Annotated in this window: 2 protein-coding genes and 1 pseudogene; all 3 read right to left on the bottom strand. The window is 58.0% G+C overall.

All coding sequences use genetic code 11. From position 1 onward, the window contains the following. Positions 1-277: 277 nt before the first annotated feature. A complete protein-coding gene (locus IRZ24_RS18455) occupies positions 278-880 on the bottom strand; it encodes a DNA starvation/stationary phase protection protein (protein WP_297167605.1) in 603 nt (200 codons plus the stop codon). A gap of 268 nt (positions 881-1,148) precedes the next feature. Continuing rightward, positions 1,149-2,531: an NAD(P)/FAD-dependent oxidoreductase gene (locus IRZ24_RS18450; RefSeq protein WP_297167602.1), complete on the bottom strand. Its 1,383-nt coding sequence runs from the start codon at positions 2,529-2,531 to the stop codon at positions 1,149-1,151. Between the two features lie 320 nt (positions 2,532-2,851). Continuing rightward, positions 2,852-3,370, bottom strand: a pseudogene (locus tag IRZ24_RS18445) (hypothetical protein); the annotation flags it as partial.

Raw genomic sequence — 3,370 nt, 5'->3', positions numbered from 1 at the left:
CTGGATTATAACGCGATGTTATACTATAGCACAAAGGAGATCGCAGGGAAAGAGGGAGCGCTTAGCCAGCACCGCCAAACGGAAGAAGCCAGAAGGGGAGCGGAGATAGTCACTCGCGGCGACAGATAGCCAGGTTAGGAGGACTGGGAAAGAGCGCTAGCCAGCATGACTAGCGCCAGACCCAAAGCTGTCCTTCGAGTCTGGCGCTAGTGGTGGTCGTATTGAGCTAGAAGCTAACAGCGTTGAAGCTGCCTCCGCCGCTTCAGTCGTTAGACGGTCAAACGGTGCCGTCCTCACCTACGAGCGGGGTGTCAACAAGATGCTGCGAGATAAACCAGACATGCATTTCATGCATGCGAAGAATATCTGACATTAACATATCATTAGTGCCGTAGTCTTTGCATTGCTCTGTCAGCTCAATGCCCTGGCGCAACCCCTTGATGACGATGCGATGCGCCTCCAGCAGGCGAGCCAGCATTGAGGGGACGCTCTCGGCCCCACTAGGGGGGCGTTCAATCTTGGTGCGCTCGACCACATCAAAGGGCATTCCGAGGGCTACGCCTCCCAACATTTGGATGCGCTCCCCGATCAGATCAATGGTCTGGAGAATCTCCTCAGCATGCTTATCAAAGAGGAGGTGCAGCTGATAGAAAGTAGGGCCGGCCACTTGCCAGTGATGTTTCTTGTAGAGATGGTAGAGCGTGATCGAGTCGGCCAGCACCTGATTCAGCATCTCGATGCTCTGCTTACGCGCCTCTTCGGGGAGCTCAATCGGGAGCTGACGCACCTGCTGGGGTGTCTGAATCTCGTACATGCGCTGCTTCAGGCGCGGCTGGCCCTCAAAGGTTGTCTTGCCAGTGCTATGCGTGCGTGTCGTCATAGGCCCAACCTTTCCTTTCCTGATCCACAAACTCAGGCGTTCGTGCGTTTAGCAAGTCTTTGACTCCTTCCAGAGAGGACACGCGCCAGCGACCTACCAGGTTTCAGCTAGCTGCAGCAGGCTGGCACCTTGTTCTGAAAACAAGACGCCCGCCGTTGGCGACAACTGGTACAGAGCAGAGGGTGATCTTGAGACTATCTGCTCTGTCGATTTCCCCAACGGCAGGCGCTGACCTGCGGCCTTCTTTGCGTAGTCGCAGCGGCTCTTGTCAGTCGAGTGTCGTCACTGGCATCGCCTCACGGCTGCCGGCGCGCTCTGGATAGAGGATCAGGCGCGCACCGCGCTGGAACGTGAGGTAGGCCCACGCCCATTGGAAGAGTACCAGGACACGATTGCGGAAACCGATCAAGTAGAAAATGTGAACAGTCAGCCACAAGATCCAGGCCAGGAAGCCCGTCAGACGCAATTTGCCAATCTGCAATAGGCCCCAAGCCCGTCCTACCGTAGCCAGGTTTCCCTTATTGACATAGTGGAAGGGCGCAGGCTCTCGACCAGCCAGGCGCTGGAGAATGGCGCGCGCTACGTAGCGGCCCTCTTGCATGGCAACTGGCGCCAGGCCAGGCAAGGGCTGACCGTTCTCCTCAACATGAGCTGTATCGCCGATCACGAAGATCTCGGGGTGACCAGGCAGGCTGAGATCGGGATTGACCTTAACGCGCCCGGCACGATCAACCTCGGCCTGAAGCCAATGGCCTGCAGGTGAAGCCTGGACCCCGGCGGTCCAGATGACAGTTTTGGCTGGCAGGTACTCGCCAGCGATCACAACGCCGTTCTCATCGACTGCCTCGACAGGTGCCGAGGTGCGAACCTCGACGCCCAGACGGTTGAGAGCACGCCGCGCCTTCTCGGCCAGCTCGGCGGGGAAGGAGAGCAGGATGCGTGGCGCCGCTTCGACCAGAATGATGCGCGCCGAATGGGGATTGATGTTGCGAAAGTCGGCGGCCAGAGCCTTGTGTGCCAGCTCGGCAATGGCACCAGCCATCTCGACGCCTGTCGGTCCTGCTCCGACGAGCACAAAGGTTAACAGGGCACGCTGCCGGTCAGGGTCGCTCTCCATTTCGGCAGCCTCAAAGGCCAGCAGGATCTGCCGTCGCAGGCGCGTTGCATCCTCTAGCGTTTTCAATCCCGGAGCATAGCGGGCCCACTCAGGATGACCAAAGTAGTTCTGGCCCGCTCCTGTGGCAATGATCAGGTAGTCGTAGCTAATGCTCCGCTCCCCGCGCTCACCCAGGAGCACCCGCTTGCCTGCTATGTCAACGCCAGTCACTTCGGCCAGGAGAACACGCGTATTGCGCTGGCGCCTGAGCACATGACGGATGGGGGCACTGATATCAGCAGGTGAGAGCGCCGCCGTCGCCACTTGATAAAGCAAAGGCTGAAAGAGGTGATGATTGGTCCGATCGATGACCGTTACTCTAACGGGAGCCTTTCCTAGGGCACGCGCCGCCTGCAAGCCGCCAAAGCCCCCACCGACAATGACAACATGCGGCATGGCCCCACTTTCTGTCTCTGTATGCTCAACACGCTGGTCGTCCCCTGCACGGGCGGGAGACGCTCCCGATACGATAAGCTGCTTCTTCGTTTTCGGCATAGCCGTTCTCTTTTACTCCCTCAAGAGAAAAAACGACGATAGGAGAGCTGACACTCCTTCGTCGTCCTCAGACACGTTCTCGCTCGTGCCTACGTAGAGCAGGCCTGGATTATCTTGCGATGCCATCCAGCCGATGAGTACTCTCAGCAGAGGGCTTCGTTGTCCCTCTCTAAGGAGGAAACACTTCAGTCCCCTGTGAACATTCCAGCACTCACCTCATAGCCCTTGAGCCTAGCGGGAAATGCGCTGGAAGCGAGACAGCACAGGCTCACTCGCGTTTCGCTCTGGACCCGAGCAGATGGCGAACCAGCGAGCTGCTTTCAGAGACGCCGCCTCCAAAGTGTGACCAGCGCCAAAGGCTCTGGCCAGTTCAGGGAACGGGGCCCGTCACTTTGCTGATGCGGCGTGAATTCAAAGGGCAGCGGCGGCTCCGGCAGATGGGTGCCTGGCACAGCGCTGAGCTGCAAGGCAAGCTGCATGAATTGACCATAGGAGAGGGGCGTCACTCCGCTCCAGAGCTTCTGACTGAGCACACGCACCGCCGGTGCAATACGGTCCTCAATTTGGGCATCACTGACCACGTTGAGCTTATCATTCCAAAGGGCAAACATGGCCCCCAGCAGATGCGGATCGTTGGGCGCCAGATTCAGATGAGGATTGGTCAGATCGAAGATAAAGGGCTGCCAGCGCGTGTAGAGCGTTTGCGTATCAAGATAGTCGTGATAGTAGCCAGCGCGCGGCACGATGTAGAGTAGATTGTCGTTCATGTTGATGAGCTGGAAGCCTTCGCGTGCCATTTGCACAGGATTGGCCCAGCGATTGTTCCAAATGTCTAATAC

This window comes from Thermogemmatispora sp., assembly GCF_019683755.1.
Classification (GTDB): Bacteria; Chloroflexota; Ktedonobacteria; order Ktedonobacterales; family Ktedonobacteraceae; genus Thermogemmatispora.
This window is presented reverse-complemented; position numbering and strand designations above follow the sequence as displayed.

Bases quoted from the DNA above. Each gene is read 5' to 3' on its own strand.
- IRZ24_RS18450 (WP_297167602.1), bottom strand. From the start codon at position 2,531: ATGCCGAAAACGAAGAAGCAGCTTATCGTATCGGGAGCGTCTCCCGCC.
- IRZ24_RS18455 (WP_297167605.1), bottom strand. From the start codon at position 880: ATGACGACACGCACGCATAGCACTGGCAAGACAACCTTTGAGGGCCAG.